This window comes from Bacillus jepli (assembly GCF_047238305.1).
Taxonomy (GTDB): domain Bacteria; phylum Bacillota; class Bacilli; order Bacillales; family Bacillaceae_L; genus Ferdinandcohnia.
Window position 1 is genome coordinate 627,134 of record NZ_JBDFMO010000001.1, and the last position, 24,203, is coordinate 651,336.

Consider the following 24,203-nt stretch of genomic DNA (forward strand, 5'->3'; position numbering starts at 1 on the left):
CTCCTCATCTTAAAACACGGGTAAATTGTGAACCGCTCCAAATTTGCAAGGAGTTCGACTTTTCTAAAGCCTCTTCCGTTGTATTACCTAAGACGGTAACATGCCCCATCTTTCTCTTCACTTTTGCTACTTTCTTTCCATATAAGTGAACCTTCACATTAGATAAAAGGGATACTTTTTCAAGTAAAGGATGTAGATGCTCACCTAAAATATTGGTCATGACAACCGGGCGTAAGAGGGTTGTTTCTCCTAGCGGCCAATTGCAAACCGAACGAACATGCTGCTCAAATTGTGACGTCTCACAAGCATCGATGGTATAATGACCAGAATTATGAGGACGTGGCGCCAATTCATTGATATAGATTTCTCCGTCCTCTGTCACAAACATTTCAACCGCTAATGTTCCTATCAAATGAAATTCTTCAGCGAGTTTCAGCGCCATTTCTTTTGCTTTGGCTACTGTTTTTTCTGAGATTCTTGCAGGAACAATGGATTGATGCAGGATATTATCAACATGAATATTCTCTGCAACTGGAAACGTTTTAGCCTCTCCTGCCAAGTTTCTTGTAACGATTACGGATATTTCTTTTTCGAAGGGTACCCATGCTTCTAAAATGCACATTCCAGACACAAGAAGGTTTGCTGCCTCTTTGACATCCGCTCTCTTTTTCAAAACAAACTGACCTTTTCCGTCATAGCCACCACGACATGTTTTTAAAACGGATGGAACACCGATTGTCTCAACAGCCTCAGCTAATTGCTCTTCATTTTCAATCAGAAGAAACGGAGCCACACGCAACCCAATCTCCTGGATCGCACTCTTTTCTGTACCACGATCCTGTGTGATTTTTAATAAATGACTGCCCTGAGGTAAATTCGCATTTTCTTCAAGCCATGTTAAAGCCTCATAATCTATATTTTCAAATTCATAAGTGATTACATCACTCACACTTGCTAACTGTTTAATTGCTTCAAGGTCATCGTAATTGGCGGTAATTTCAATATCTGCTACCTGCCCACATGGTGAATTTGGTGTTGGGTCTAGGACGGCAACGAAGAATCCCATTTCCTTAGCCGAAATGGCCATCATCCTGCCTAGCTGTCCTCCACCAATAATTCCTATAGTTTGCCCTGGTAAAATTCGATTATTCAAGTTCATCACTACTTTCTAGTACTTGAATCTTTCTAGTTTCTCTTATTTCAACCAGCTTTTGATCCCATTCTGGATTGGATGTTCCAAGAATGGAAGCCGCCAATAATCCCGCATTCGTTGCACCTGCTTTACCAATTGCAACTGTTGCAACCGGCACTCCAGCAGGCATTTGTACAATGGATAAAAGAGAATCGAGTCCATTTAATGCCCTTGATTGAACGGGAACTCCGATAACAGGTAAAGTTGTTTTCGCCGCAACCATTCCTGGTAAATGCGCCGCACCACCTGCTCCTGCAATAATAACCTTAATACCTCGTTCCTTCGCTGTTTCCGCATATTCAAACATTAAATCTGGTGTTCGATGAGCAGATACGACCTTTTTTTCATAAGGAATTCCGATCTCATCAAGTACATTGCAAGCTACCTTCATTGTTTCCCAATCTGAAGTACTTCCCATTATTACTCCAACTACTGGATTCATAAGATCCTCCTTTAAATAGAAAAATGCCCAGATAGGACTGATTTCCGAAAAGGGGAAAGCAATCCTACCTGGGCATTCCATGTCAAGAATAGGTATGATTATACTTTTCCCTCATAGTCCAATAATTTACGGTTATCGGGTAGAAACTTATGGGCCATATTCCCAAGATTATATGAGGTATTTTATCTAACCTAATCTTAACAACAGTTTTATTGGGTTGTCAATTAATATCGAACATTTTATCCGGTCGTTATTTTAAACGTTCGTGTTTTACTGCAATTTTCCTTCAAAAACAATCTTTCTTCCGCATGGTTCAACGACAATCTCCCCATTACGCTTAACCTCCTGAAACACAGGTTCCTCCATTCTTCTAACAGGAAAATACCCTTCAGCCAGCATTCGGTCAAGGCATTGGTCAATTGTCTCATTTTCCATGACCTCAAATTTTTGCTTCTTTGGTTTACTCATGATTCAAGCTTCCCTCTCCTTACAGCCTTGACCCAAAATCCGCCGTGAATGGACTTTGGTTCATAGGCAACGACAAATGCCTTCGGATCCACATCTGTAATGGTTTTATATAATTTCATCTCATATCTGCGTGGGGTTAAAATCGTCATCGACAATCGATCGCCTTCCCTTCCTTGGGACTTCCAGGTCGTAACTCCATACCCCTCATCACGCAAAAGTTTAGGTAAATCTAATTCATATTCTTTTGTAATCACATTTACTGTTATATACCCAAGCGCAAGCTTTTCTTCAATCTTCATTCCAACAATTACGCCAAGTCCATATCCAACTGCATATGCAATTAAGTTTTGAATCTGATCTAAATTATCAAGTACCAAACCAAGTCCAATGACATAAATAACTACTTCAACTGTACTGATTAACGCAGCCAAATAACGCTGCCCCTTCATTGTCAGGATCATCCGCATTGTAAAAAAGGAAACATATACAATATTAATGACTAAAATAATAAGGACCATGACGTACGCATTCTGTAACAATTTAACTCCCCCTTAGGAATTCTTCCTTCACTTAGCTTACCAAAGTATTCATTGTACTAAACATTTCCCCTTAAGGAAACTCCCTAAACATAATATCATGAATTTATTTATAGGCACATACCAACCCTTTTTCCCATATTCTATGGTACGTAAATGACGAAAATTTAAGGAGGGACCGCCTATGAAAATGGACCAATTTAAAAATATGAATGAATGGCGTAAGCAATGGGACCATTTTTTTGGTGATGAATTCTGGAGCGGATTCGCCCCATTTTTCGATAACGCCCATTCTCAGCTAAACATTTATCAAGGTGAAAATGAACTTCTAGTCGTATTGAGCCTACCAGGGCTCGCAAAAGTGGAGGATGTTGATATTTATGTCAAACATCAAACCCTAGAAGTAAAAGGAAAAATCAATTTGAACTTTAATGGTTTTGATATCCTGCAAGAAGGCATTTTTCAAGGAAATTTCGAACGCGAAATTCAGCTCCCCTACACTGTAAAAGAAGACCGGATTAAAGCAACCTACAAGAGAGGACTTCTATTCGTTCATCTCCACAAACAAATACCAGACGACTCCAGAAAGAAAATCGAGGTTGTCGATCGAGATAATAAATGAATGAATGGAATGGGAAAATCCCTCACATCATAGTGGGGGATTTTTATTTCGGATCAGTTGGCTTATTTAATTTGTTTACATATATAATAAGAGCAATCGAACCAATCGTAATGACGGCACCAAACAGCAATCCAAAGAGCTCACTAACAAACTCAAGTCCAAATGGCAATAATATAGTAAGCAGTCCAACGAAGATCGTAAATAAGCCAACCACTTTTGCTAGCTTCTCCTTATCCCCTTTGTATGTTTCTTCATTATAACCTGCAATAAGCGATAGCTGCTTCTTCTTCCAAATCAAATACCCCATAAAAATACAAAAGAGGCCAACAAGAAAACATATAATAAATCCAGCTAGCATGAGAACACCCTCTTCCTAATTGTCTATTCTATATGTATTTATACGAAATGGATGATGGCTTGGTTTCAATAATAATGTTTTGAGGATTATATAAAACCGGGGGTGAGAGTGACTTCCTTTTTGAGTGGAGAATGTACACATTATGGGGTTTGCGGTATATCAGTTATTGTTTTGTGGGCGAGTGGTATACCCGTGATGGGGTTTGTGGTATACCATTTATTGTTTTGCGGGTGGGTGGTATACCGGTAATGCTGTTTGCGGTATACCAGTTATTGGTTTTCGGGTGGGTGATATACCGCTGATGGTGTTTGCGGTATACCAGTTATCGTTTTGCGGGTGGGTGATATACCGGTAATACTGTTTGCGGTATACCAGTTATCGTTTAGCAAGTGGGTGATATATCGGTAATGCTGTTTGTGGTATACCAGTTATCGGTTTGCGGTGGGTGGTATACCGCTAATGGGGTTTGCTGTATACCATTTATCGTTTTGCGGGTGGGTGATATACCGGTAATACTGTTTGAGGTATACCAGTTATCGTTTTGCGGGTGGGTGATATACCGGTAGCGATGTTTGCTGGATTAGTGTTTCCTAATCTTTTACAATTAAGAACCTCTTTATGTCGTTCGCTTGGTCATCATTATGCAGTTATTAAAAATGACAATCTTAACAAGCAGTGTATGAGCTTGCGTTACCTATTCCTTCATCTAACACATGAATCGGGAACGAATCAGCACTTTCCGTTACCCTTTCCTTCATCACATTCCCACAAGTGACACGATTACTTCCTTTTCGTTACCATTCACTTGAAATCAATCTCAAAACGGGAACGATTCCTAACTTTCCATTACTATTTCCCATAAAACAACATCAAACAGCTACGTTCTGTAAACCACAATTTCCCAACAATTCCACTCAAAAAAACAACACAAAAAAAGACCAACCATATCGGCTGATCTTTAGTGTGCCTAGCGACGTCCTACTCTCACAGGGACAAAGTCCCAACTACCATCGGCGCTGAAGAGCTTAACTTCCGTGTTCGGTATGGGAACGGGTGTGACCTCTTCGCTATCGCCACTAGACTATGTTGAAGGATTCATTCCCTCAAAACTAGATAACGCTCCTACATTCATCATTTTGGTTAAGTCCTCGATCGATTAGTATCAGTCAGCTGCACATGTCACCATGCTTCCACCTCTGACCTATCAACCTCGTCATCTTCGAGGGATCTTACTAGTTTAACACTATGGGAAATCTCATCTTGAGGGGGGCTTCATGCTTAGATGCTTTCAGCACTTATCCCTTCCACACATAGCTACCCAGCTATGCCCTTGGCAGGACAACTGGTACACCAGCGGTGTGTCCATCCCGGTCCTCTCGTACTAAGGACAGCTCCTCTCAAATTTCCTACGCCCACGACGGATAGGGACCGAACTGTCTCACGACGTTCTGAACCCAGCTCGCGTACCGCTTTAATGGGCGAACAGCCCAACCCTTGGGACCGACTACAGCCCCAGGATGCGATGAGCCGACATCGAGGTGCCAAACCTCCCCGTCGATGTGGACTCTTGGGGGAGATAAGCCTGTTATCCCCGGGGTAGCTTTTATCCGTTGAGCGATGGCCCTTCCATGCGGAACCACCGGATCACTAAGCCCGACTTTCGTCCCTGCTCGACTTGTAGGTCTCGCAGTCAAGCTCCCTTGTGCCTTTACACTCTACGAATGATTTCCAACCATTCTGAGGGAACCTTTGGGCGCCTCCGTTACTCTTTAGGAGGCGACCGCCCCAGTCAAACTGCCCACCTGACACTGTCTCCAAGGCCGATAAGGCCTTCGGGTTAGAATTTCAATACAGCCAGGGTAGTATCCCACCGACGCCTCCACCGAAGCTGGCGCTCCGGCTTCCAAGGCTCCTACCTATCCTGTACAAGCTGTACCAAAATTCAATATCAGGTTGCAGTAAAGCTCCACGGGGTCTTTCCGTCCTGTCGCGGGTAACCTGCATCTTCACAGGTACTATAATTTCACCGAGTCTCTCGTTGAGACAGTGCCCAGATCGTTACACCTTTCGTGCGGGTCAGAACTTACCTGACAAGGAATTTCGCTACCTTAGGACCGTTATAGTTACGGCCGCCGTTTACTGGGGCTTCGATTCAGAGCTTCGCTTACGCTAACCCCTCCTCTTAACCTTCCAGCACCGGGCAGGTGTCAGCCCCTATACTTCGCCTTGCGGCTTCGCAGAGACCTGTGTTTTTGCTAAACAGTCGCCTGGGCCTATTCACTGCGGCTTTTCAGGGCTATTCACCCTAAAAAGCACCCCTTCTCCCGAAGTTACGGGGTCATTTTGCCGAGTTCCTTAACGAGAGTTCTCTCGATCACCTTAGGATTCTCTCCTCGCCTACCTGTGTCGGTTTGCGGTACGGGCACCTTCTACCTCGCTAGAAGCTTTTCTTGGCAGTGTGGAATCAGGAACTTCGGTACTTTATTTCCCTCGCCATCACAGCTCAACCTTACGGTAAGCGGATTTGCCTACTTACCAGTCTAACTGCTTGGACGCGCATATCCAACAGCGCGCTTACCCTATCCTCCTGCGTCCCTCCATTGCTCAAACGGTAATGAGGTGGTACAGGAATTTCAACCTGTTGTCCATCGCCTACGCTTTTCAGCCTCGGCTTAGGTCCCGACTAACCCTGAGCGGACGAGCCTTCCTCAGGAAACCTTAGGCATTCGGTGGAGGGGATTCTCACCCCTCTTTCGCTACTCATACCGGCATTCTCACTTCTAAGCGCTCCACCAGTCCTCTCGGTCTGACTTCGCTGCACTTAGAACGCTCTCCTACCATTGTTCGTAAGAACAATCCACAGCTTCGGTGATACGTTTAGCCCCGGTACATTTTCGGCGCAGAGTCACTCGACCAGTGAGCTATTACGCACTCTTTAAATGGTGGCTGCTTCTAAGCCAACATCCTGGTTGTCTAAGCAACTCCACATCCTTTTCCACTTAACGTATACTTTGGGACCTTAGCTGGTGGTCTGGGCTGTTTCCCTCTTGACTACGGATCTTATCACTCGCAGTCTGACTCCCGAGAATCAAGTCTTTGGCATTCGGAGTTTGACTGAATTCGGTAACCCGATGAGGGCCCCTAGTCCAATCAGTGCTCTACCTCCAAGACTCTAACTCGAGGCTAGCCCTAAAGCTATTTCGGAGAGAACCAGCTATCTCCAAGTTCGATTGGAATTTCTCCGCTACCCACACCTCATCCCCGCACTTTTCAACGTGCGTGGGTTCGGGCCTCCATTCAGTGTTACCTGAACTTCACCCTGGACATGGGTAGATCACCTGGTTTCGGGTCTACGACCACGTACTATATCGCCCTATTCAGACTCGCTTTCGCTGCGGCTCCGTCTCTTCAACTTAACCTTGCACGGGATCGTAACTCGCCGGTTCATTCTACAAAAGGCACGCCATCACACATAAATGTGCTTTGACTACTTGTAGGCACACGGTTTCAGGTTCTCTTTCACTCCCCTCCCGGGGTGCTTTTCACCTTTCCCTCACGGTACTGGTTCACTATCGGTCACTAGGGAGTATTTAGCCTTGGGAGATGGTCCTCCCAGCTTCCGACGGGATTTCACGTGTCCCGCCGTACTCAGGATCCACTCAAGAGAGAACGAAGTTTCAACTACAGGGTTGTTACCTTCTCTGACGGACCTTTCCAGGTCGCTTCGTCTACTTCGCTCTTTTGTAACTCCGTATAGAGTGTCCTACAACCCCAAGAGGCAAGCCTCTTGGTTTGGGCTATCTTCCGTTTCGCTCGCCGCTACTCAGGAAATCGCATTTGCTTTCTCTTCCTCCGGGTACTAAGATGTTTCAGTTCCCCGGGTCTACCTTCGCTTACCCTATGAATTCAGGTAAGGATACTGCCCCATTACGAGCAGTGGGTTTCCCCATTCGGAAATCTTCGGATCAATGCTTACTTACAGCTCCCCGAAGCATATCGGTGTTAGTACCGTCCTTCATCGGCTCCTAGTGCCAAGGCATCCACCGTGCGCCCTTCATAACTTAACCTATTCGGCTTTGATAAGCTTCGAATCTCTTCGTCACCGCTTGTCGTCATCATCCTCACGTACGTTAAAGTACGCTCCGGTGATTCCTCAATCGGTTCCTCGACCTTCTCGCTTCTCATTCACCTTTAAGTTTTAAAGAACTTTTACTACTTCAATGAATGTTTTGTTACGTTATCTAGTTTTCAAAGAACGAATTTGAAAGCACAAAAGCACTCTCAAAACTGACCACAATACAAAGCGTCTTTTTATGAAGTTCGTAGAACTTCAGTTTCCTTAGAAAGGAGGTGATCCAGCCGCACCTTCCGATACGGCTACCTTGTTACGACTTCACCCCAATCATCTGTCCCACCTTAGGCGGCTGGCTCCTTACGGTTACCCCACCGACTTCGGGTGTTACAAACTCTCGTGGTGTGACGGGCGGTGTGTACAAGGCCCGGGAACGTATTCACCGCGGCATGCTGATCCGCGATTACTAGCGATTCCGGCTTCATGCAGGCGAGTTGCAGCCTGCAATCCGAACTGAGAATGGTTTTATGGGATTGGCTTAACCTCGCGGTTTTGCTGCCCTTTGTACCATCCATTGTAGCACGTGTGTAGCCCAGGTCATAAGGGGCATGATGATTTGACGTCATCCCCACCTTCCTCCGGTTTGTCACCGGCAGTCACCTTAGAGTGCCCAACTAAATGCTGGCAACTAAGATCAAGGGTTGCGCTCGTTGCGGGACTTAACCCAACATCTCACGACACGAGCTGACGACAACCATGCACCACCTGTCACTCTGTCCCCGAAGGGAAAATCCTATCTCTAGGAGTGTCAGAGGATGTCAAGACCTGGTAAGGTTCTTCGCGTTGCTTCGAATTAAACCACATGCTCCACCGCTTGTGCGGGCCCCCGTCAATTCCTTTGAGTTTCAGTCTTGCGACCGTACTCCCCAGGCGGAGTGCTTAATGCGTTTGCTGCAGCACTAAAGGGCGGAAACCCTCTAACACTTAGCACTCATCGTTTACGGCGTGGACTACCAGGGTATCTAATCCTGTTCGCTCCCCACGCTTTCGCGCCTCAGCGTCAGTTACAGACCAGAGAGCCGCCTTCGCCACTGGTGTTCCTCCACATCTCTACGCATTTCACCGCTACACGTGGAATTCCGCTCTCCTCTTCTGCACTCAAGTCCCCCAGTTTCCAATGACCCTCCACGGTTGAGCCGTGGGCTTTCACATCAGACTTAAAGGACCGCCTGCGCGCGCTTTACGCCCAATAATTCCGGATAACGCTTGCCACCTACGTATTACCGCGGCTGCTGGCACGTAGTTAGCCGTGGCTTTCTGGTTAGGTACCGTCAAGGTACCGCTCTATTCGAACGATACTTGTTCTTCCCTAACAACAGAGCTTTACGATCCGAAGACCTTCTTCGCTCACGCGGCGTTGCTCCGTCAGACTTTCGTCCATTGCGGAAGATTCCCTACTGCTGCCTCCCGTAGGAGTCTGGGCCGTGTCTCAGTCCCAGTGTGGCCGATCACCCTCTCAGGTCGGCTACGCATCGTTGCCTTGGTGAGCCGTTACCTCACCAACTAGCTAATGCGCCGCGGGCCCATCTGTAAGTGATAGCGAGAAGCCATCTTTTAATACGAGACCATGTGGTCTCATATGTTATCCGGTATTAGCTCCGGTTTCCCGAAGTTATCCCAGTCTTACAGGCAGGTTGCCCACGTGTTACTCACCCGTCCGCCGCTAACCTTTGGGAGCAAGCTCCCTCAGGTTCGCTCGACTTGCATGTATTAGGCACGCCGCCAGCGTTCATCCTGAGCCAGGATCAAACTCTCCAATAAGAGTATTGATTGCTCAATAAGTTTTGTTACTTAGAATTAACGTTGACGCTTGTATTGTGTTCAGTTTTCAAAGAACTTTTTGACCCGCTGTTCATCAGCGACTTTTATAATATAACATCTTTAAAAGTCTATGTCAACACCTTTTAAATGGTGAATTATTTTTCAAGGCGCTGTAGCAGCGACTTAATTAATATACCAAGTTTAGTTTTCACCGTCAACCTAAATTATTCTGGGATTTTCGACCAATTCCACTGCACTCTCCCACAACCCGACAAATATCGTAAGATAACACGGTCAAAGTTTGATCCAAATAAAAAAAGGACACCAGATTTTAAATCTAGTGTCCCTGGTTTTTTTAAACTAAGAAAATGAAATATAAAATAAAGATGAAGAATAAAGCGTACATGATTGGGTGAATTTCTTTCGCTTTTCCTTTTACCATCATTGTTATTGGATAAAAGATGAAGCCAATCGCAATACCTGTTGCAATACTAGATGTTAATGGCATTGTCACGATTGTTAAGAACGCCGGAACCGCAATCTCGAATTTCTTCCATTCAATATCACCTAAACTTGCAACCATTAGAACACCAACGATGATTAATGCTGGTGAAGTAACGGCTGGTGTTACCACTCCTAAAAGCGGAGAGAAGAATAGAGCTAATAAGAATAATACTGCTGTTACAACTGAAGCAAATCCTGATCTTGCACCTGCAGCAACACCTGCTGTTGATTCAACATAAGATGTAGTTGAAGATGTTCCTAAGATGGCTCCGATTACTGTACCAGTTGAATCTGAAACCAAGGCTCTTCCTGCACGTGGAAGTTTATTATTTTTCATAATTCCCGCTTGGTTTGCTACCCCAACTAATGTTCCTGCTGTATCAAAGAAGTCTACAAACATAAATGTAAGGATAACAACCAACATATCCATATTGAAGATTTCTCCGAAGTGCGAAAATGCCACTCCGAATGTTGGTGCTAAGCTTGGTACTGAGCTCACAACTTTGTCTGGAGCATCAATTAAATTGAAAAGCATCCCAGCAATCGCTGTAATAACCATACCGATAAATACTGCACCATTAATTTTTCGAACCATTAAAATGACGGTAATAACAACACCAAAAACAGCTAATAATGTGTTTCCATTTGATAAGTCACCTAATGCTACTAAAGTAGCAGGATCAGCAATTACAATGTTTGCATTTTTAAGACCAATAAATGTAATAAACAATCCAATCCCTGCACCAACTGCTAATTTTAAGTTTTGTGGGATGGCGTCGATAATTTTTTCACGAATACGAGTTAATGTTAGGAGAACTAATACGATACCTGACATTAAAACGCCTGATAACGCAGTTTGCCACGAAATTCCCATTCCTAGTACAACAGAGTAAGCAAAGAATGCATTAAGCCCCATACCTGGAGCTAAGGCTACAGGGTATTTCGCAACGACACCCATGATCATTGTACCGAGTGCTGCCGCAAGAGCTGTCGCAACGAATACTGCGTTTGCATCCATTCTTAATGCATCAGGAAAATCTGTTACATCGCTTAATGATAAAATTGATGGGTTAACAAATAAAATATAAGCCATCGATAAGAACGTTGTGATTCCGCCTATAATTTCTCGTCTATAAGAAGTTCCAAGCTCATCGAATTGAAAATACTTTTTCATATGATTCCCTCTCCCTTTGATCGGTATTGTCGTAAAAGAATTGAGTAACTTATAGAATAAGCGCACAAAAGCGCTCCAGAGAATGCTCTGAAGCGCTTGACGTTAAGGATAACGATAGAAAAGAAGAATCATAGTTAATTGACTCTCTTCATTATCTGTTATACCTCGTAGTCAAGCTAATTTACGGTAGCCTGGTAGAAACTTTTGGGCCATATCCCCAAGATTATACGACGTATTTCAACAAAATCTTTATTTCGATTTTATTATATGACAATGTACCTAGAGAGTCAATAAAATAAACGAACATTATTTCATTTTTATTTTATATTGTTCGTAAATTATTCCCACTCAATTGTTGCTGGCGGTTTACTTGTAATATCATACACAACTCTGTTTACGTGACTAACTTCATTCACTATTCTTGTTGAAATGACTTCTAGAACTTCCCAAGGGATACGAGCCCAGTCTGATGTCATTCCATCAATTGAAGTAACAGCACGGATACCAATTGTGTAATCATATGTTCTTGCATCTCCCATTACTCCAACACTTCGGATATCTGGAAGGACGGTAAAGTATTGCCAAATTTCGCGCTCAAGACCTGCTTTTCTAATTTCTTCTCGTAAGATGTAATCTGATTCACGAACAATCTCAAGTTTATCCTCTGTTATCTCACCTAACACGCGAATTCCTAGCCCAGGTCCTGGGAATGGTTGACGCCAAACGATTTCATCTGGAATACCTAACTCCGTACCTAATGCGCGAACCTCATCCTTAAATAAGGCATTAAGTGGTTCAATTAATTGAAACTGCATATCTTCTGGAAGTCCACCAACATTGTGATGTGATTTGATGGTTTGTGCCGTTGCTGTTCCACTTTCAATAATATCTGTATAAAGAGTTCCTTGTGCAAGATAATCAATACCTTCTAGCTTGGCAGCTTCATCATCAAACACATAGATAAACTCATTACCAATGATTTTACGTTTTTGCTCTGGATCACTTACGCCTTTTAGCTTAGATAAGAAACGGTCCTTCGCATCGATTTTAATTACATTCATATGGAAACCTTCGCTAAACGTCTTCATCACACTTTCAGCTTCTCCCTTACGAAGAAGACCGTGGTCAACGAACATACATGTTAATTGATCACCGATTGCTTTATGAATTAATACAGCGACAACGGAAGAATCTACACCCCCGCTAAGTGCGCAAAGAACTTTTTTATCACCAACGGTTTGACGAATTTTTTCCATTTCAATTTCAATGAAGTTTTCCATGGACCAGCTTTCTGAACATCCGCAAACTCCGAATACAAAGTTTTTCAGAAGGTCATTTCCATAGACAGAATGACGAACCTCTGGATGGAATTGAACCCCATATAAGTTGCGCTCAGCATCACTCATAGCTGAAATTGGACAAGATGGGCTTACCGCATCGACAGTGAAGCCGTCTGGTGTTTCAACAACTAAATCGCCATGGCTCATCCACACCACTTGTTCATTAGGGATATCTGAAAAAAGAGCAGATTCGTTTTGAACATTAATGGTTGCTTTTCCGTACTCACGATTATGAGCCTTTTCTACTCGGCCACCAAAGTGTTGTGTCATAAGCTGCATTCCGTAGCAAATACCTAATACAGGCACGCCTAAATCGAAAATTCTCTCATCACATCTAAATGAGTTTTCATCATAGACACTATTTGGACCACCAGATAAAATGATTCCCTTTGGCTGCATCGCCTTGATTTCTTCAACTGTCAACGTATGTGGGTGAAGCTCACTATAGACACCAAACTCACGGATTCTTCTTGTGATTAATTGATTGTATTGGCTTCCGAAATCTAAAACAACGACCATTTCTTGAACGTTATTCACAAAATCACCTCGTTATATTTTGTAATATATCCATCTGATATTATGCAAAAAAATAGAATCCTACCTATTAAAAGGCAGAATTCTAGTTCACGTACACAAATAGAATAGCTGCCTTCATAGTCAAACCATTTACGGTGGTCTGGTAGAAACTTTCGAACCATATTATCGAGGATATACGAAGGTATTTCTATTGAATTTGTGATAATTTTATCAAGCAGGTATCTATTGGTCAAGATGATATCTTTTTAATTAAATTTTCCCATAATTCGACGGACATTGACCATTCCTTATAGGCGTTGTCTTTACGGTATAAGGCTCGTTCATAGCTTAATGTTAATTGTTCCATTTCATGCCCTTTGTAAAAGCGATCGACTTGGAGCGAATATTCCCTCAAGGTTTGACCGTCTTTTCTTGGGAGGCCGACACGTTCTAGTTGTTTAAGCAACGCATGATAGGCTTTAAAATACACCTCTTCATCTTTGGCGTTTTTGTACATCCAAATATATAGGTATGGCATCCACTTTTTTCGCGTCTTATAAAAGACATATGCAATCAAGAAAAGGCTCAAGAAGAAAATCAGTACATATTTCCATGAGAAGGCATCCCCGAGTTTTTCAAAGATGCTGTTATCCGTGTCTTCTGAAACAGGTGTCGCCACCGTTTCTTCCGCCTCTTTTTCCTCAGGAATTTCCATTGGTGTTGTTTGTGGTGTTTGACTATTTTCGTTTCCAGTCATCGTTAAATCATAGGAAAATAGATTAGCGTTACTAAATCCATTGGTTGGCTCAAAGGGTACCCAACCAAACTCCGGAAAATAAACTTCAACCCAAGAGTGCGCGTTATTGTTCGTGATTTCATAGGTGTTTACTTCGACTCGCTCACCCTCTGTATAGCCTTTAACCCACCTTGCAGGAATGTCAGCTGCTCTCAATAAAACGACCATTGAAGTTGAAAAATTATCACAATAGCCCACTTTTGTATCAAACAAGAACTGGTCTACATAATCTTCGTTAGTTCCTGGGATGGCGACATTTTGGGTATCATATGCAAACCCATTTAACTGAAAATAATTTTCGACCGCCTTTACTTTGTCATACCGGTTTGTATGTGAACTTGTGATTTCGACAGCAAGTTCTTTTACACGTTCAGGGAGGTTATCTGGTAATTGCATGTACCTTTCTCTAAAAAGGTCAATCTGCTCAATCCTACCCGGCTCCGTAACCTCTTTTAAGTGATTAATATAGTATTTCGGATACTCATAATGAAGAGAATAGCGTTCCAATTTAACTTCATTATTGCCTTTGTAAGTCGAGATTTTTTCGGATAATGTGTTGACACTAAAATGGGTATCCGGATCTGCCTCAACAGATGTCAATCCTAACGGATACACAATATGTGAATATTTTAGATCCATTTGAATTTGAGATTCGAATTCCTCTACTTCTGTTTTTTCCTCATACCATTTTACAGCTGTATTCTCATCGTAAAAAATGTCCTTTTCCGGTTGCCCTGATAATCTCCAGCCCTTCCCGGTATAAGTATCCTTGGTTTCGACTCGCCAATAATGGCGTTTTTCAGTTTTTGCTGTAAAGACGACCGTATCATCGGCAATAAAGGGACCACCTAGATTTTGGTCATTCGTACCATAGCCTATTTTCTTTACCCCGTTAATCGAACCATTGGCATTCTCCTGTCCATATCCTTTTAAAAATGGAACCGGGTCTGGCCATTGAGGTGAAGCCTTCGGGGAGACGTATCCTATAAATGTAGAAAACAGAATAAAAACAGCTAAAGGAATTGCCCATTTTTTTCCGATGCTTACATGCTTCGAAAGTTCCTTATCCTTTAAACGCTCAAATTGCAGGATCCCGAGCATGAAGAATCCAATTAACACGGTTCGAACGATTGCCATTTGGGCATTATAAGGGCTGAAAGTATCGATCACCGTGATATAAATGATGGTCAACACGAAAAACAAAAGGATTCTTTTTTGATGAGTAAACCAATAATGAAGGAGATAACTCATTAACCAAAGCAAAATACTAAAGAGAAGCGTCCGAAAAATCGGCGTCATTCCCCACCAATTCGCTTGAAACATGAGCCCAATATTTTTTATAATATCGGCAACAAGTTCACCCAACCATGTAATATCTAAAAAATTTTCTTTAAAATAGAGCGAGTGAATCATATACACGATTAGAAAAACCTTAATGAATGCACCTAGTAAAAACGGCACTCGTAAAAATAACAATAGAAAGCATGCCCCAATAAAAATGACAAACCCGGCTGTCTCCTGCGTATCTGTCACAGTCTTAAGTGGTCGCAGCCATTCCCACAACAAAAGAAAGCCAAATACATTCAATAATAGGTTCCGAATATCACGTTGTGCTGGAATTTTAGGCTTCATGATTTTCTCACCTCATGGAAAATGTCTGCAAAATGCCCTTCATATACGACTTTTGCAAACACATTATGCTTTCGAATGGCTCCAAGGACACTAATCTCATCCTGTGTTAGTTGAGTTCCTTTTTCTTTGATGACGAACATTTGCAGATCTGCATTTCTCATTGTAAATCTGCCAACTAAATGAATCGTATCCTTGCTTAGTTCACTTGTAACAAGCATGAAGGTTACAGGCTGGTAGATTTTTTTCATCTCCGACTCCACAATTTGTGAGAATGGTAGAGGACTATCGTCTTTTACCTTTGCTAGGTGGTAATAAATCACTTGCTGCTGGGATTCGCCATCTTTTAAAGGAAAAACAGCTTGATCCTCCCCAACGGAGATAAATGAGACCTGGGCACCTTTTCTCAAAATAGCTTTTGTAAGGGAGGCTGTAAAGGTGACAACCTGTTCAAAATGATTGGACTTCGTTCGATCCATGAATAAAACAACATCATGGCTTTGCTGCTGCTCGAATTCCTTCGTCATAATATTATTTCGTCTTGCTGATGCCTTCCAATCGATCCATGAAAAACGATCCCCTGGTGTATAGTCTCTTACACCAACCGCAATTGCTGTATCTCGCTGTAATCTTACATGTGAAGATGTCATCCCTTGTTCAAATCGACTCTCAAGCTGTCGATATATCATATCTACGTACTGTGGATATACTAGAAACTGGTCTCGAACCGGTGCAATAGCTTCCTTTTCTATCAGTCCGAACAAATCTCCCGTCTTGATACGAATTCCTTCAAATATATGCTCTCCCCTCTGGATTGAATCGAATTCATATTTATAGGTCAATTCCCTTTTAAACCACGGAAAAAGAATGACCTTTGACCGCTTGGATTGCTCATACTTTTTTAATTGTGGTGGGAGAAGTTCCTCAATAATTAGGTACATTAATGGAAAAGGAATCTTTCGCCTAATTTCAATCGTTGCTTCAAATTTTTCCCCTGCCACATATTCTGTTTGGTTGATGTGACGAACCAGTTTAAAATCCTTAAGAGGATAGATACTTAAAGCAAAGGAATATAGCCCAAAGGGGATAAAACTATAAAATAGAAACCAGCTGACAAACCCACCTTGAAACATCGCATATACAAAAGTTGCTACAATGAGAAGGAAGATATTTACGAGCTTACCCGTTTCTTTTAGCTTTCGAAATAGTTTCCTCATCAACGATTCAACGACCTTTGCACAGGAATCGGCGTTCTTTCAATAATTTTCGTCACTACCTTCTCGGTCGTCATTCCTTCGAATCTTGCTTCCGATTTTAAAATGAGTCGATGTGGTAGAACATATGGTGCAAGGTATTGGATATCATCTGGAATCACAAAATCTCTGCCGTGAATCAAAGCATACGCCTGAGCTGCCTTCATTAATGCAATCGAACCACGTGGACTAGCCCCTAGATAAATTGAACTATGCTCTCTCGTTCGGCTAACTAAATCTACGATATATTCTTTAATGGTTTGGTCAACATAGACTTCCCTTACTTCCTTTTGTAGGGCTCTTAGCTCTTCAAGCGTAATGACTGCTTCAAGCTGCTCAATTGGCTTAGACCTTTCAGCTCTATTTAAAACCTCAATTTCTTCATTTACGGACGGATAACCCATTTTCATTTTTAATAGAAAACGGTCGAGCTGTGCTTCTGGAAGTGGATATGTTCCTTCATATTCAATCGGGTTTTGTGTGGCCATGACAAAGAATGGCTTTGGTAAAGGTCTTGTTACTCCATCAACTGTGATGCTACTTTCTTCCATACCTTCTAGTAAAGCAGATTGTGTCTTCGGAGATGTCCGGTTGATTTCATCCGCTAGTACAATATGACCTATAATCGGACCTGGTCTGAATTCAAACTGGAGTTCTTTTGGATTATAAATAGACGTTCCAGTTACATCCGATGGTAATAGGTCGGGCGTAAACTGAATTCGTTTAAATTCCGCGCTCACGGATTTCGCGAGGGAACGCACCATCATTGTCTTCCCTACACCTGGCACGTCTTCTAGTAAAACATGGCCTTCCGCTAATAATGCAACCAAGCTTAGTGTGGCCACATCTCTTTTTCCGATCATAACTTTTTCGATATTTTCGATAACTCTTCCTAAAACTGGATGTAACGTGTCAAGCTGCGCCATTTTCCGTCCCCCTAAAAACTCGTATCTCTTACAATATATGTAACTATTATACTATTCACACACTAATTATAAAAGCGAATATAGACGATTCCTAAATTCAATAAACATCGTTCCATAAGTTTTGATAGCTGCTCCAGTTAATCAAAAAAGACTCAGATTATAAAAACAATCTGAGCCAGAGTTTGCTTGTATTCTATTAAACGAGACTAGAAAGCACATGAACCCGGAGAATGATTCCTACTAGTCGTTGGTCTTCGTCAACAACAGCTAACGGGAACTTTGTTTCCAATGCCTTTGGAATGATGTCTTGGATATATTCATCCTTTGATACTGTAAAAATATCGTCCCGAATCACATCAGACAGTGTCTTCTTTTCCTTGATCCCATCGATACAATCGTCAATAGTCACAATTCCCTCTAAGCGTCTATGCTTATTCACAACGAATACACTTGAGATCCCATTTTTCTGCATTTCTTTTACCGCTACTTGTAAACTGTCCTTTAGGGATATCAGCGCATTAGATTGAATCATAACATGCTCCGCTTGTAAAACCTTAGAGCGGTCAATATCTTTTATAAACTCGGATATATAATCATTCGCAGGGGTCTCAATAATTTCCTCCGGTGTACCGATTTGCTCGACTACCCCGTCCTTCATCACCGCAACACGGTCTCCAAGTTTAAAAGCTTCATTGATATCGTGTGTTATAAAAATAATCGTCTTTTGAAGCTTCTCCTGAAGTTCTAAAAGCTCAAGCTGCATTTCTCGACGAATGAGTGGGTCTAATGCACTAAAAGGTTCATCCATTAGGAGGATATCTGGGTCATTTGCAAGTGCTCGTGCAAGTCCCACGCGCTGCTGCATCCCACCAGAAAGCTCTCCTGGATATTTATCCTCATATCCTTTTAGTCCGACACTTTCAATATTTTTTAACGCAATGTCTCTGCGTTCTTCCTTTGAGACATTTTTGATCTCTAGGCCATATTCCACATTCGCCAATACCGTTCGGTGACTGAATAGCCCAAAGTGCTGAAACACCATGGCGATTTTATCCTGTCTGAACTTCTTCAACTGGGAAGAACTATAACGAACAATATCCTCCCCATCTACATAGATAGATCCGGATGTTGGTTTATTTAAAAGGTTAAAACAGCGAATCAATGTCGACTTACCACTTCCGGATAGTCCCATGATGACAAAGATTTCACCTTTCTTGATTTCCATTGATGCATTGTACACACCAACGGTATGATTGGTTTTTTCTAAAATTTCTTTTTTACTCATTCCTTTTTCAATCATCGGAATAACGGATTTTGGTTTTGGACCAAATATTTTTGAGACATTCTCTATTTTAATTTTCATTTCCATGCTTATTCAGACCTCCTGTGTTTCTGGAAAGAGTTCGCTACCCCTGATGTCACACGGTCAATAATGATAGCTAGAAACACGATACTGATACCCGCTTCAAATCCAAGTGCCATATCAATGCGATTAATCGCAATCAGAACCTGTTCACCAAGTCCCTTCGCACCAACCATTGATGCAATAACAACCATCGCAAGTGCCATCATGGTTGTTTGGTTTACCCCTGCCATAATCGTTGGAAGTGCTTGTGGTAATTGAACCTTCGTAAGCATTTGCCATCTTGATGATCCGAATGATTGGGCAGATTCAATCACATCTTTATCCACATTGCGAATCGCTAGCTCCGTCAATCGGATAACAGGCGGCAACGCATAAATTAACGTTGCAAATACTGCTGAAACATTTCCTAGGCTGAAGAAGAAAATCGCAGGAATTAAATAAACGAAACTTGGCATGGTCTGCATCGCATCCAAAATCGGCTTCATGACAATGGAAAATCCTTTACTAAATGCCATCCACACCCCTAGTGGAATTCCAATAATGAGGGATATGAGAACCGATGTTAAGACAATCGCAATCGTGATCATCAATACATCCCATAATCCAAACGTTCCAATTAAAAATATAAAGAAAGCATATAACACACCAGAAAGAACAGATTTAAAACGCCATCCTAAAAGGAAAATAATAATTAAGAAGAGCCACCATGGAATGAAATTAAGAAATCCACTTATTCCATTGATAGTTTGAGAGGAAATTAGATGTATGAAATCAAAAAACCCTTCGAACGTTGTATCAATCCACTTAATAAATTTTTCTACATACTCACCAATAAATTCCCATCGTATTTCTGGAAAACTACCCATAAGTAGGTTACATAATGTAACCATTCACCTCACTTTTTTCACAAAATCTCTTACTATAATAAATTTGTAGTAGCTGGCGAACACCAACTACTACAACAACGAAATTACTCTAATGATTTTTTTACTTTTTCAGCGACATCTTCTGAAACCCAAGAAGTCCAAACATCTTCATGCTGCTTCATCCACCACTGGGCAGCCTCTTCAGCAGATGCATCATTTTCATTCATATATTTAAGAGCTTCTTCTGTTAAGTCATTACTCGTTTTATAGTTTTTTAGAAACTCCACAACCTCTGGTGCTTGTTCAGGCATATCCTTGTGGACAGCTACGACAACATCATTTGGTGGGAATGCAGTGCCAAAGTCTTCATTCCATTGTTCTTCGTTATATTCTGGTTCTTCTAAAAGAGTAAGATCATATTTTGCCGTTACCCATGTTGGTGACCAGTAATATCCGACCCATCCTTCGCCCTTTTCATATGCATCAACTAACGTTGCAACTGCACTTGAATCTGAACCAGGACTAATATAGTTAAACGTATCTCCTAAGCCATATGTGTCAACCTTAACTGACATTGTTTCCCCAACAGCCCATCCTGTAGGAGCACCTACGATAAGACCTTTGCTTGAATCCTCTGGGTCAGGGAATAATTCAGGGTATTTCTTCAAGTCCTCAACTGTTTTTAAATCTGGAGCTAACGGCTCGATTCCTCTTTCTTTGTCCCCTTCAATCAAATAAGTGGGAACATAAAACCCTTGGCTATTATCATCAAAGTTAGTAGCTACTGTTTCAATATCCCCAGCATCTGTCATTTCTTTATAAAGCTCTTTGACATTGTCAGTCCAAACTTCCATATACACATTGATGTCACCTTGACGTAAGCCTTCAAGTGTTGCAGCAGTCGATCCCGCTGTAACATCTGTTTGATAGCCAAATCCTTCCTCTAGGATTCTTTGTGCAATACTGTTATGGAAGCGAATACTATCCCAACCAGCATCAGCAAGCACAATTTTATCTATTTTTTCTGGTTCTCCATCTCCTGAAGACCCCTCACTACTACATCCAACTAACGCGAGTAGTAAAACGGCTAATAGTATTAATAATTTTCGACTCATTCTTCATTTCTCCCCTTTTTGTTTCATTTATTAGTAAACAGATTTATTTACTAAAGTTTAATAGAAAAGACAACTCACTAAAAATGAATATTCATTCATTTTTTGACGCTACGGATTTCTCCAAACTTATACAACAATTGCACGATGTGATTAGATTAATAGAAAGGTGACAATTAATTAATCAGTCAGGTGAAAAATGTAGGAGATATATTAAAGGCTACATTTTTCGCAAGATTTCGAGGATACTTCTTTTGAACTATTGATCTTGGAGGGAAAAGATATTTGTTGGTTTCACATGGGTGAACCCAAGGTCTATATTAAAAGTATAGAGGAATAATAAAATGAGGACAAACCTGATAATGTAGCATATCTCGTGATAAACTAGCATATTTCATGATTTCAAAACCTCAGGTTGCCGAAATTATTTATCCTTCAAAAATCCTCCCATATCCTTTCATATCCTCCAAATATGAAGAAATTTTCAGTATTTTTATCAAAATATGCTATATGTAGTATTTCGATAGTACCTTAGTCCCCTATTTAGTTCAGCTATGACCAGACACATGCCAATTTATATGGAAATTATCTCGGAAAATAGCAAAAAACCAGATGTGAGTATCTGGTTTCCATTTTCCTTCTATTAAAAACTATCTTTTTTTCTTCTGTAAGTATTTTTCGTTGATCACAAGCACTTTTCCATCCTCAGCCGGTCTGTATTTACGAAACTTAAATTTATTTTTTTCAAACAGGATATTCCCAATGATATAAATAGGTAGGATGATGAACAAGTTAATAAGCATTTGAAGCAATAGGTTTAAATCCTTCTCAAATATATAAATCGTAAATACTGCATAAAACGCAAATGACACCATTAATACAATAAGTATATTACATATATGAAAAGCGATCACACTCGTTTTTTCACGAAACATTCGCTCTAGTTCAGCCTTAAAAAAAAGCGAAATAAACACGGAAATCCCTATTGCAATAAGGGTAACAATATATGTAAAAACAGTATGCATGTTTGCTAATCCCTCGCCCTCATTTTCCTTATCAGTTTTAAGCCCAAGAGATTTGGTTACCTCCCCTTATTGTAACACATCCGCTAAAGAAAGCGGTTTTGTCAATAGAAAAACCTCAGCTTTCTTCATTGAAGAAGGAAACTGAGGTTTATTTAGATGAGAGTGTGTGATACCTATTAATGTTTGGACTGGCTTTAAGTTGATAGCTGGACTTTATCTGCAACGTCCTATCTGCTATACATTGCTGGCTAGGTACGATCGTTGACTGTTTCTTGGGTCCCATCTTTCATCCTTTTTTCAAAAAAAGCCAACACATCTTCAAGCTTCATCCCCATATTTTTAGCTTCGATGATTAATTCTACCCATTCCCCGTCAAGTTCCACTAGATCGCCCTTATTTGCCGTTTTAATCTTACCCATCCCCCAATATATTATTAGTTGGTTTCGTGATTTTGTAAGCCATACAAATAGATATCCACTATTTCATTTGCTAGTTGTTGTGGATTTTTTTCATCTGTGAATAATTTCGTGATGGTAAGTCGCTCAATGGCCCCAATTAAGCACTCTGCAACGGTTTGCATTTCTATCTCTTGTCGAAAGTAGTTATCCTGTTGTTCTGCTAGAAGATTCTCAGTGATATGATTTACAATAACTCGCTTAATTTCCTCCGATTCGCTTGCGATAAAAAATCCAATCTTCGTCAAATTACGATGGTCGTTAAAAAATTCAAAGATCCCACTAAGACCTTTAGCTATTTTGGAAGGTAGTATGTTTGTATCCAAATCGGGTTCAAGTCTGCTACTCTGGGTTAGCATGATTAATTTGTTACGAAATGTATGTACGAGCTCTTCAAAAATAGCTTCTTTACTTGAGAAATAGAGATAAAAACTAGGCTGTGTGAGTCCAGCCCTTTTTACAATCGTACTGACCTTCGTTTCGTGAAATCCATGTTCTGCGAATTCTTCTGCTGCAACCATAAGGATTGCCTCTTTGCTTTTGATCCCAACTGACCCCTTCTGTCTCCCACGTTGTCCCATGATAATGCCGCCTTTTATCTTTATTAAAATTATATTACTCACGAGTATTATCTCTTACAAAACACCCCCTGGTCAAGTAGTCTATTTCCAGTTTTAACCTACAAAAACTGACAAATTTCACGAAAAAAGACTACCTCCTTGAATTTAGGAAGTAGTCTTTTATGATTGAATTCTTTAAGGAAAATCTATAGAAAAAAAGGAAAATCTGCTACTATAGACTAATCAAAAAAGAAATTTTTTTCTACAAAAGTATTGATATCATTATTGGCTTTGTTTACACTTATAAACGGCAAAACACTTGGTCGCAACAAGTGTTTTGGGTTGTAGTTTTGGGTCTGTCTTATTGTCCTATTTTCAACTTACCAGGTTAGATTGCTAGGATTAGACACCTGAAACTTCAACTTCACCCATTTCATCCTCTTCATTTGTTTGTGCTTTAATATAATCAATTGTGACGATCGTTTCATCATCTTCGTGTTTGATCGTGCATTTACTATATTCCTTTTTAATATCTGCTACTCGAACGGAATGGCCAATTTCAAATTCAGTGATGTCAATCTCAATAAAATCAGGGAGATCATTCGCTTTTGCTGTAATGTCCAATTCGTAAAGAAATTGTTTCGCAACTCCTCCAGATTTCTCTCCATTTGAGGTTCCCTTTAAAATCACATTCACTTTAGTATCAATTTCCGTATCCTTATCAACTTGAAGAAAGTCGACATGAAGGACGTCTTTCGTTACAGGGTTATGTTGGTAATCTCTTAAAATAACATTCTTTGAGTTCCCATCAAGATTTAGTGCGAAAATACCATTTCTTCCAGCGCTCTTTATTACCTTTCTTAAATCAACATTGTTAACCGCAATGGATTCTGTTTGAATATCACTTCCATAAACAACAGCAGGGATTTTCCCATCACTTCTCAATTTTTTCAAACTAGACTTTTTAGTACTATTTCTTTTTTCTGCTACTAACGTATTCATTTAATTTCCACCTTTCTGATTTTTACTTAGACATTAGTTTTTATAGAAACTATATTCTAAAAAACATTAGAATTAGTTATATATCTAGTATATCGAATCTATCATTTTATTTCACATAATTGGCTTACAGGGTGAAGAAACGAGTTCGATGACAATTTCTATACGTTT

18 protein-coding genes, 3 rRNA genes and 3 riboswitches are annotated in these 24,203 nt (G+C 40.9%); of the genes, 1 reads left to right on the forward strand and 20 read right to left on the reverse strand.

Annotated elements, in window-relative coordinates:
• Positions 1-4: 4 nt before the first annotated feature.
• From purK to ABC371_RS03095, 4 genes are all read right to left on the reverse strand, one after another.
• Positions 5-1,153, reverse strand: a complete 1,149-nt coding sequence (gene purK / locus ABC371_RS03080) for a 5-(carboxyamino)imidazole ribonucleotide synthase (RefSeq protein ID WP_412895532.1) — start codon at positions 1,151-1,153, stop codon at positions 5-7.
• Positions 1,146-1,634 (reverse strand): 5-(carboxyamino)imidazole ribonucleotide mutase, encoded by a 489-nt coding sequence (gene purE, locus ABC371_RS03085; RefSeq protein ID WP_412895533.1) that lies wholly within the window; start codon positions 1,632-1,634, stop codon positions 1,146-1,148. Before purE ends, purK begins: the two co-directional genes overlap by 8 nt.
• A gap of 94 nt (positions 1,635-1,728) precedes the next feature.
• Positions 1,729-1,830: riboswitch (purine riboswitch) on the reverse strand.
• A 74-nt stretch (positions 1,831-1,904) separates the two neighbouring features.
• A complete protein-coding gene (locus tag ABC371_RS03090) occupies positions 1,905-2,102 on the reverse strand; it encodes an NETI motif-containing protein (RefSeq protein ID WP_412895534.1) in 198 nt (65 codons plus the stop codon).
• A complete protein-coding gene (locus ABC371_RS03095; protein ID WP_412895535.1) occupies positions 2,099-2,641 on the reverse strand; it encodes a DUF2179 domain-containing protein in 543 nt (180 codons plus the stop codon). Before ABC371_RS03095 ends, ABC371_RS03090 begins: the two co-directional genes overlap by 4 nt.
• A 181-nt stretch (positions 2,642-2,822) precedes the next feature.
• Between ABC371_RS03095 and ABC371_RS03100 the strand changes: the two genes are divergently transcribed.
• Complete coding sequence (locus ABC371_RS03100; RefSeq protein WP_412895536.1) at positions 2,823-3,260, forward strand: Hsp20/alpha crystallin family protein; 438 nt, start codon at positions 2,823-2,825, stop codon at positions 3,258-3,260.
• Positions 3,261-3,303: 43 nt separating this feature from the next.
• Here the strand turns inward: ABC371_RS03100 and ABC371_RS03105 are convergent, their stop codons facing one another.
• The 16 genes from ABC371_RS03105 to ABC371_RS03180 form a co-directional block, all read right to left on the reverse strand.
• The gene (locus ABC371_RS03105; protein ID WP_412895537.1) at positions 3,304-3,618 is read right to left on the reverse strand and encodes a DUF3784 domain-containing protein; all 315 of its coding nucleotides are present in this window, start codon (positions 3,616-3,618) and stop codon (positions 3,304-3,306) included.
• A 965-nt stretch (positions 3,619-4,583) separates the two neighbouring features.
• A 5S ribosomal RNA gene (rrf, locus tag ABC371_RS03110) occupies positions 4,584-4,699 on the reverse strand.
• 55 nt (positions 4,700-4,754) lie between these two features.
• Positions 4,755-7,685, reverse strand: a 23S ribosomal RNA gene (locus ABC371_RS03115).
• A 276-nt stretch (positions 7,686-7,961) separates the two neighbouring features.
• Positions 7,962-9,511 (reverse strand): 16S ribosomal RNA (locus ABC371_RS03120).
• The 16S, 23S and 5S rRNA genes sit together here, the layout of an rRNA operon.
• Before the next feature lie 355 nt (positions 9,512-9,866).
• On the reverse strand, positions 9,867-11,189 hold the full coding sequence (locus ABC371_RS03125; protein WP_412895538.1) for an NCS2 family permease: 1,323 nt from the start codon (positions 11,187-11,189) through the stop codon (positions 9,867-9,869).
• A 148-nt stretch (positions 11,190-11,337) separates the two neighbouring features.
• Positions 11,338-11,440, reverse strand: a riboswitch (purine riboswitch).
• Between the two features lie 87 nt (positions 11,441-11,527).
• Positions 11,528-13,048: a glutamine-hydrolyzing GMP synthase gene (guaA, locus tag ABC371_RS03130; RefSeq protein ID WP_412899259.1), complete on the reverse strand. Its 1,521-nt coding sequence runs from the start codon at positions 13,046-13,048 to the stop codon at positions 11,528-11,530.
• Positions 13,049-13,163: 115 nt separating this feature from the next.
• A riboswitch (purine riboswitch) is annotated at positions 13,164-13,265 on the reverse strand.
• Between the two features lie 30 nt (positions 13,266-13,295).
• Positions 13,296-15,473 (reverse strand): transglutaminase TgpA family protein, encoded by a 2,178-nt coding sequence (locus ABC371_RS03135; protein WP_412895539.1) that lies wholly within the window; start codon positions 15,471-15,473, stop codon positions 13,296-13,298.
• Positions 15,470-16,687, reverse strand: a complete 1,218-nt coding sequence (locus ABC371_RS03140; protein WP_412899260.1) for a DUF58 domain-containing protein — start codon at positions 16,685-16,687, stop codon at positions 15,470-15,472. Before ABC371_RS03140 ends, ABC371_RS03135 begins: the two co-directional genes overlap by 4 nt.
• Entirely contained in the window at positions 16,687-17,649 is a 963-nt protein-coding gene (locus ABC371_RS03145) for an AAA family ATPase (RefSeq protein ID WP_412895540.1), read from the reverse strand. The genes ABC371_RS03140 and ABC371_RS03145 overlap by 1 nt, the downstream gene beginning before the upstream one ends.
• A 196-nt stretch (positions 17,650-17,845) precedes the next feature.
• Positions 17,846-19,018: a quaternary amine ABC transporter ATP-binding protein gene (locus tag ABC371_RS03150; RefSeq protein WP_412895541.1), complete on the reverse strand. Its 1,173-nt coding sequence runs from the start codon at positions 19,016-19,018 to the stop codon at positions 17,846-17,848.
• Between the two features lie 2 nt (positions 19,019-19,020).
• The gene (locus ABC371_RS03155; protein WP_412899261.1) at positions 19,021-19,881 is read right to left on the reverse strand and encodes an ABC transporter permease; all 861 of its coding nucleotides are present in this window, start codon (positions 19,879-19,881) and stop codon (positions 19,021-19,023) included.
• A gap of 104 nt (positions 19,882-19,985) precedes the next feature.
• The gene (locus tag ABC371_RS03160) at positions 19,986-20,996 is read right to left on the reverse strand and encodes an ABC transporter substrate-binding protein (protein ID WP_412895542.1); all 1,011 of its coding nucleotides are present in this window, start codon (positions 20,994-20,996) and stop codon (positions 19,986-19,988) included.
• 647 nt (positions 20,997-21,643) lie between these two features.
• Positions 21,644-22,018, reverse strand: coding sequence for a hypothetical protein (locus ABC371_RS03165; protein ID WP_412895543.1), 375 nt, complete (start codon positions 22,016-22,018; stop codon positions 21,644-21,646).
• 248 nt (positions 22,019-22,266) lie between these two features.
• On the reverse strand, positions 22,267-22,437 hold the full coding sequence (locus ABC371_RS03170; protein ID WP_412895544.1) for an anti-repressor SinI family protein: 171 nt from the start codon (positions 22,435-22,437) through the stop codon (positions 22,267-22,269).
• A gap of 14 nt (positions 22,438-22,451) precedes the next feature.
• Complete coding sequence (locus ABC371_RS03175; RefSeq protein ID WP_412895545.1) at positions 22,452-23,096, reverse strand: TetR/AcrR family transcriptional regulator; 645 nt, start codon at positions 23,094-23,096, stop codon at positions 22,452-22,454.
• A gap of 339 nt (positions 23,097-23,435) precedes the next feature.
• Positions 23,436-24,035: a 50S ribosomal protein L25 gene (locus ABC371_RS03180; RefSeq protein ID WP_412895546.1), complete on the reverse strand. Its 600-nt coding sequence runs from the start codon at positions 24,033-24,035 to the stop codon at positions 23,436-23,438.
• Between the last annotated feature and the right edge of the window lie 168 nt (positions 24,036-24,203).

Coding starts and splice junctions, on each gene's coding strand:
- ABC371_RS03180 (WP_412895546.1), bottom strand. CDS start 24,035: ATGAATACGTTAGTAGCAGAAAAAAGAAATAGTACTAAAAAGTCTAGT.
- ABC371_RS03155 (WP_412899261.1), bottom strand. CDS start 19,881: ATGGGTAGTTTTCCAGAAATACGATGGGAATTTATTGGTGAGTATGTA.
- ABC371_RS03160 (WP_412895542.1), bottom strand. CDS start 20,996: ATGAGTCGAAAATTATTAATACTATTAGCCGTTTTACTACTCGCGTTA.
- ABC371_RS03140 (WP_412899260.1), bottom strand. CDS start 16,687: ATGAGGAAACTATTTCGAAAGCTAAAAGAAACGGGTAAGCTCGTAAAT.
- ABC371_RS03170 (WP_412895544.1), bottom strand. CDS start 22,437: ATGGGTAAGATTAAAACGGCAAATAAGGGCGATCTAGTGGAACTTGAC.
- ABC371_RS03100 (WP_412895536.1), top strand. CDS start 2,823: ATGAAAATGGACCAATTTAAAAATATGAATGAATGGCGTAAGCAATGG.
- ABC371_RS03125 (WP_412895538.1), bottom strand. CDS start 11,189: ATGAAAAAGTATTTTCAATTCGATGAGCTTGGAACTTCTTATAGACGA.
- ABC371_RS03150 (WP_412895541.1), bottom strand. CDS start 19,018: ATGGAAATGAAAATTAAAATAGAGAATGTCTCAAAAATATTTGGTCCA.
- ABC371_RS03135 (WP_412895539.1), bottom strand. CDS start 15,473: ATGAAGCCTAAAATTCCAGCACAACGTGATATTCGGAACCTATTATTG.
- ABC371_RS03145 (WP_412895540.1), bottom strand. CDS start 17,649: ATGGCGCAGCTTGACACGTTACATCCAGTTTTAGGAAGAGTTATCGAA.
- purE (WP_412895533.1), bottom strand. CDS start 1,634: ATGAATCCAGTAGTTGGAGTAATAATGGGAAGTACTTCAGATTGGGAA.
- ABC371_RS03090 (WP_412895534.1), bottom strand. CDS start 2,102: ATGAGTAAACCAAAGAAGCAAAAATTTGAGGTCATGGAAAATGAGACA.
- guaA (WP_412899259.1), bottom strand. CDS start 13,048: ATGGTCGTTGTTTTAGATTTCGGAAGCCAATACAATCAATTAATCACA.
- ABC371_RS03165 (WP_412895543.1), bottom strand. CDS start 22,018: ATGCATACTGTTTTTACATATATTGTTACCCTTATTGCAATAGGGATT.
- ABC371_RS03105 (WP_412895537.1), bottom strand. CDS start 3,618: ATGCTAGCTGGATTTATTATATGTTTTCTTGTTGGCCTCTTTTGTATT.